Origin of the sequence: Ralstonia sp. RL (genome assembly GCF_001683835.1) — a bacterium.
In the GTDB taxonomy this organism is placed as follows: domain Bacteria; phylum Pseudomonadota; class Gammaproteobacteria; order Burkholderiales; family Burkholderiaceae; genus Ralstonia; species Ralstonia mannitolilytica.
Map to the genome: position 1 here is coordinate 1 of NZ_LWRX01000028.1, position 4,399 is coordinate 4,399.

3 protein-coding genes and 1 pseudogene are annotated in these 4,399 nt (G+C 64.6%); 3 read left to right on the forward strand and 1 reads right to left on the reverse strand.

The genetic code is table 11. The features are described 5' to 3' along the window. The first annotated feature begins 109 nt into the window (after positions 1 to 109). From prpF to A6M56_RS03755, 3 genes and pseudogenes are all read left to right on the forward strand, one after another. The gene (gene prpF, locus A6M56_RS03745; protein WP_286757769.1) at positions 110 to 1,303 is read left to right on the forward strand and encodes a 2-methylaconitate cis-trans isomerase PrpF; all 1,194 of its coding nucleotides are present in this window, start codon (positions 110 to 112) and stop codon (positions 1,301 to 1,303) included. 171 nt (positions 1,304 to 1,474) lie between these two features. Then, positions 1,475 to 3,361 carry a propionate--CoA ligase gene (locus A6M56_RS03750; RefSeq protein ID WP_286757770.1) on the forward strand — a complete coding sequence of 629 codons (1,887 nt, stop codon included), beginning with the start codon at positions 1,475 to 1,477 and terminating at the stop codon, positions 3,359 to 3,361. A 65-nt stretch (positions 3,362 to 3,426) separates the two neighbouring features. Further along, positions 3,427 to 3,585: pseudogene (locus A6M56_RS03755) on the forward strand (response regulator); the annotation flags it as partial. An 82-nt stretch (positions 3,586 to 3,667) separates the two neighbouring features. Here the strand turns inward: A6M56_RS03755 and xth are convergent. After that, a partial coding sequence (xth, locus tag A6M56_RS03760; RefSeq protein ID WP_286757772.1) for an exodeoxyribonuclease III occupies positions 3,668 to 4,399 on the reverse strand: 732 nt, incomplete at its 5' end.

Consider the following 4,399-nt stretch of genomic DNA (forward strand, 5'->3'; position numbering starts at 1 on the left):
GGCCTCGATGAAGTACATCTTGGTGCGCTCCGCGCACCGGCGCTCCCGTACCGGATCGGTGCGCGGAGCGCACCCTACGCGGTTAAGCTTACTGTTCTGGAATACATTCATGCCCCACATCCCCCAAATCAAAATCCCCGCCACCTACATGCGTGGCGGCACCAGCAAAGGCGTGTTCTTCCGCCTGCAGGACTTGCCCGCGGCCGCGCAGGTGCCGGGCGAAGCGCGCGACAGGCTGCTGTTGCGCGTGATCGGCAGCCCCGACCCGTACGGCAAGCAGATCGACGGCATGGGCGGCGCGACTTCCAGCACCAGCAAGACCGTCATCCTGTCCAAGTCCAGCCGTCCCGGTCACGACGTCGATTACCTGTTCGGCCAGGTCTCGATCGACAAGCCATTCGTCGACTGGAGCGGCAACTGCGGCAACCTGTCCGCGGCAGTCGGATCCTTCGCCATCAGCGCCGGATTGGTCGATGCCGGTCGCATCCCGCAAAACGGGACGGCGACCGTGCGCATCTGGCAGGCCAATATCGGCAAGACCATCATCGCCCATGTGCCGATTACCAACGGCGAAGTGCAGGAGACCGGCGACTTCGAACTGGACGGCGTGACTTTCCCGGCAGCGGAAGTGCAGCTCGAATTTCTCGATCCTGCCGATGAAGGTGAAGGCGAGGGCGGCGGCGCGATGTTCCCGACCGGGAACCTGGTCGATGACCTCGACGTGCCGGGCATCGGCACGCTCAAGGCGACCATGATCAATGCCGGCATCCCGACCATCTTCGTGAACGCCGAAGCGATCGGCTACAAGGGCACCGAACTGCAGGACGACATCAACGGCGATGCCAAGGCGCTGGCGATGTTCGAGACGATCCGCGCCTACGGCGCGCTGCGCATGGGGCTCATCAAGAACATCGATGAAGCCGCCAAGCGCCAGCATACGCCGAAGGTCGCGTTCGTCGCCAAACCGGCCGATTATGTCGCGTCGAGCGGCAAGCAGGTGAAGGCTGCCGACATCGACCTGCTGGTGCGCGCGCTGTCGATGGGCAAGCTGCATCACGCGATGATGGGCACGGCAGCGGTTGCGATTGGCACCGCCGCCGCGATTCCGGGCACGCTGGTGAATCTTGCCGCGGGCGGCGGCGAGCGCAACGCGGTGCGCTTCGGTCATCCGTCCGGCACCCTGCGCGTCGGCGCCGAAGCCAAACAGGTCAACGGCGACTGGAGCGTGACCAAGGCCATCATGAGCCGCAGTGCGCGGGTGCTGATGGAAGGCTGGGTGCGCGTGCCCGGCGATGCTTTCTGAGCACGTTGAGTTGATGATGAATAAGAAAAAGCGCACCGACATTTCTCGATGCGCTTTTTTTTATCCAAGTAAGTCGTTTGTAAGTAGCCCTATCCAAACTTGAAGCCATAGACAGGAGCGGTGCGCATCGCGGCGCACCCCGCACAAATAATCCTATACGTCGGAGACGCCATGAACTACGCAGACTTCTACCAGCAATCCGTCAACGATCCCCAGTCCTTCTGGGACAACGAAGCCAAGGCCATCGACTGGCATCAGCCGTATGCGCAGGTGCTCGATTATTCCAGGCCGCCTTTCACCAGATGGTTCGTCGGCGGCACCACCAACCTGTGCCACAACGCCGTCGACCGCTGGGCGGAAAAGCAGGGCGACAAGCCGGCGCTGATCGCGATCTCGACCGAGACCGGCAGCGAGAAGGTGTATTCGTTCGCGGAACTGCAGACGGAAGTGATGCGCACGGCGGCCATCATGCAGACGCTCGGCGTGGGCAAGGGCGACCGCGTGCTGATCTACATGCCGATGATCGCGGAGGCGGCGTTCGCGATGCTGGCCTGCGCGCGCATCGGCGCGATCCACTCGGTGGTGTTCGGCGGCTTCGCCTCCAACAGCCTGGCCACGCGTATCGACGATGCGAAACCGAAGCTGATCGTCTCGGCCGACGCCGGTTCGCGCGGCGGCAAGAGCGTGCCCTACAAGCCGCTGCTGGACGAGGCGATCAACCTGGCGCAGCACAAGCCGGCGCATGTGCTGCTGGTCAACCGCGGGCTGGCGCCAATGCAGACGGTGCCGATGCGCGACGTCGACTATGCATCGATGCGCGAGCAGCACATGCATGCGCAGGTGCCGGTGACCTGGCTGGAGTCGAACGAGCCGTCCTACATCCTGTACACCTCCGGCACCACCGGCAAGCCCAAGGGCGTGCAGCGCGACGTCGGCGGCTACGCGGTGGCGCTGGCGGCCTCGATGAAGTACATCTTCTGCGGCAATCCGGGCGAAACCTATTTCTCCACTTCCGACATCGGCTGGGTGGTCGGGCACTCGTACATCGTGTACGGCCCGCTGATCGCCGGCATGGCGACCGTGATGTACGAAGGCTTGCCGATCCGGCCGGACGCCGGCATCTGGTGGAGCATCGTCGAGAAGTACAAGGTCACGCGCATGTTCTCGGCGCCGACCGCAGTGCGCGTGCTGAAGAAGCAGCCGCCGGAATTCATGAAGAAGCACGACCTGTCGTCGTTGAAGGCGCTGTACCTGGCGGGCGAGCCGCTGGACGAGCCGACCTCGCAGTGGATCGCGTCGGAGCTGGGCGTGCCGATCATCGACAACTACTGGCAGACCGAGACCGGCTGGCCGATTTTGTCGATCGCGCGCGGCGTGGACGACCGGGCGACGCGCCTGGGCAGCCCCGGCGTGCCGATGTACGGCTACAAGGTGAAGATCCTCAACGAAGCCACCGGCGAAGTGTGCGGCCCCAACGAGAAGGGCGTGGTGGTGATCGACGGCCCGCTGCCGCCGGGGTGCATGCAGACCGTGTTCGGCGACGACGAGCGTTTCGTGAAAACTTACTGGTCCAATTTCAGGGAGCCGGCCTATTCGACCTTCGACTGGGGCATCCGCGACGCCGACGGCTATTACTTCATCCTCGGCCGCACCGACGACGTGATCAACGTCGCCGGCCACCGCCTCGGCACGCGCGAGATCGAGGAGAGCATCTCCAGCCATCCGAACGTGTCCGAGGTCGCCGTGGTCGGCGTGGAAGACAAGCTGAAGGGCCAGGTCGCGGTCGCCTTCGCGATCCTGAAGAACCCCGAGCCCGCCTCCACCGCGGAGGGCCGCAAGGCGCTGGAAGCGGAAGTGATGGCGGTGGTCGACAAGCAGCTCGGCGCGGTCGCCCGTCCGGCGCGCGTGCACTTCGTCACGCTGCTGCCGAAGACGCGTTCCGGCAAGCTGTTGCGCCGCTCGATCCAGGCACTGTGCGAAGGGCGCGATCCGGGCGACCTGACCACGATCGAGGATCCGTCCTCGCTGCAGCAGATCAAGGCTGCGCTCGCCGCCTGACAGCCGGCCGACATCGGCGCGCTGGCGCAGGTGTTTTCCAATATCACGCAGCACCTGGGGCGGCCGATCCGCGCTTCAAGGATTTGCCGGTCATTGCGCTGACCGCCAAGGCGATGAAGGGCGACCGCGAAAAATGCCTGGAGGCCGGCGCCAGCGATTACGCATCCAAGCCGGTGGATGCGCAGCAGTTGCTGGCGCAGTTGCGGACGTGGCTGAACAAGTGAATGCGGAACCGCCCGGCGTGCAGGCGGCCGGACGGAAGGCGCGGGCGCCGCGCGCTATCCGGCTGTGGCGGCTGCGGCGGCTTCAATCGATCGTCGCCACCACCGGCGCATGATCGGACGGCTGCTCCCACCTGCGCGGCGTCTTGTCGATCGCGCAGGCGCTGCAGCGCGCGGCCAGCGTATTCGACAGCAGGATGTGGTCGATGCGCAGCCCCATGTTGCGGCGGAACGCCATCATGCGGTAATCCCACCAGCTGTACGTCTTTTCCGGCTGCTCGAACAGCCGGAACGCATCCTTGAGGCCGAGATCGATCAGACGGCGGAACTGCGCGCGCTCCGGTTCCGAGAACAGCACCTGTCCCTGCCATGCCGCCGGATCGTGCACGTCGCGCTCTTCCGGCGCGATGTTGTAGTCGCCCAGCAGCGCCAGGTTCTCATGCGACTGCAGTTCCTCGGACAGCCAGTCGTGCAGCGCATCCAGCCATTTCAGCTTGTACTGATACTTGTCCGAACCGACCGCCTGGCCGTTCGGAATGTAGGCGCACACCACGCGCATGCCTTCGATGGTGGCGGCGATGATGCGCTGCTGTTCGTCCTCGTAGCGCGGATTGTTCCGCACCACCTCGCTCATCGGATATTTCGACAGGATGGCGACGCCGTTGTAGGTTTTCTGGCCGGTGAACACCGCCTGATAGCCGATCTTTTCGATGTCGCCCACCGGGAATTTATCGTCGGTGAGCTTGGTCTCCTGCAGGCACAGCACGTCGACCGGATTGTCCGCCAGCCACTGCACGACCTGCGGCAGGCGGGCCTT

Bases quoted from the DNA above. Each gene is read 5' to 3' on its own strand.
- prpF (WP_286757769.1), top strand. From the start codon at position 110: ATGCCCCACATCCCCCAAATCAAAATCCCCGCCACCTACATGCGTGGC.
- A6M56_RS03750 (WP_286757770.1), top strand. From the start codon at position 1,475: ATGAACTACGCAGACTTCTACCAGCAATCCGTCAACGATCCCCAGTCC.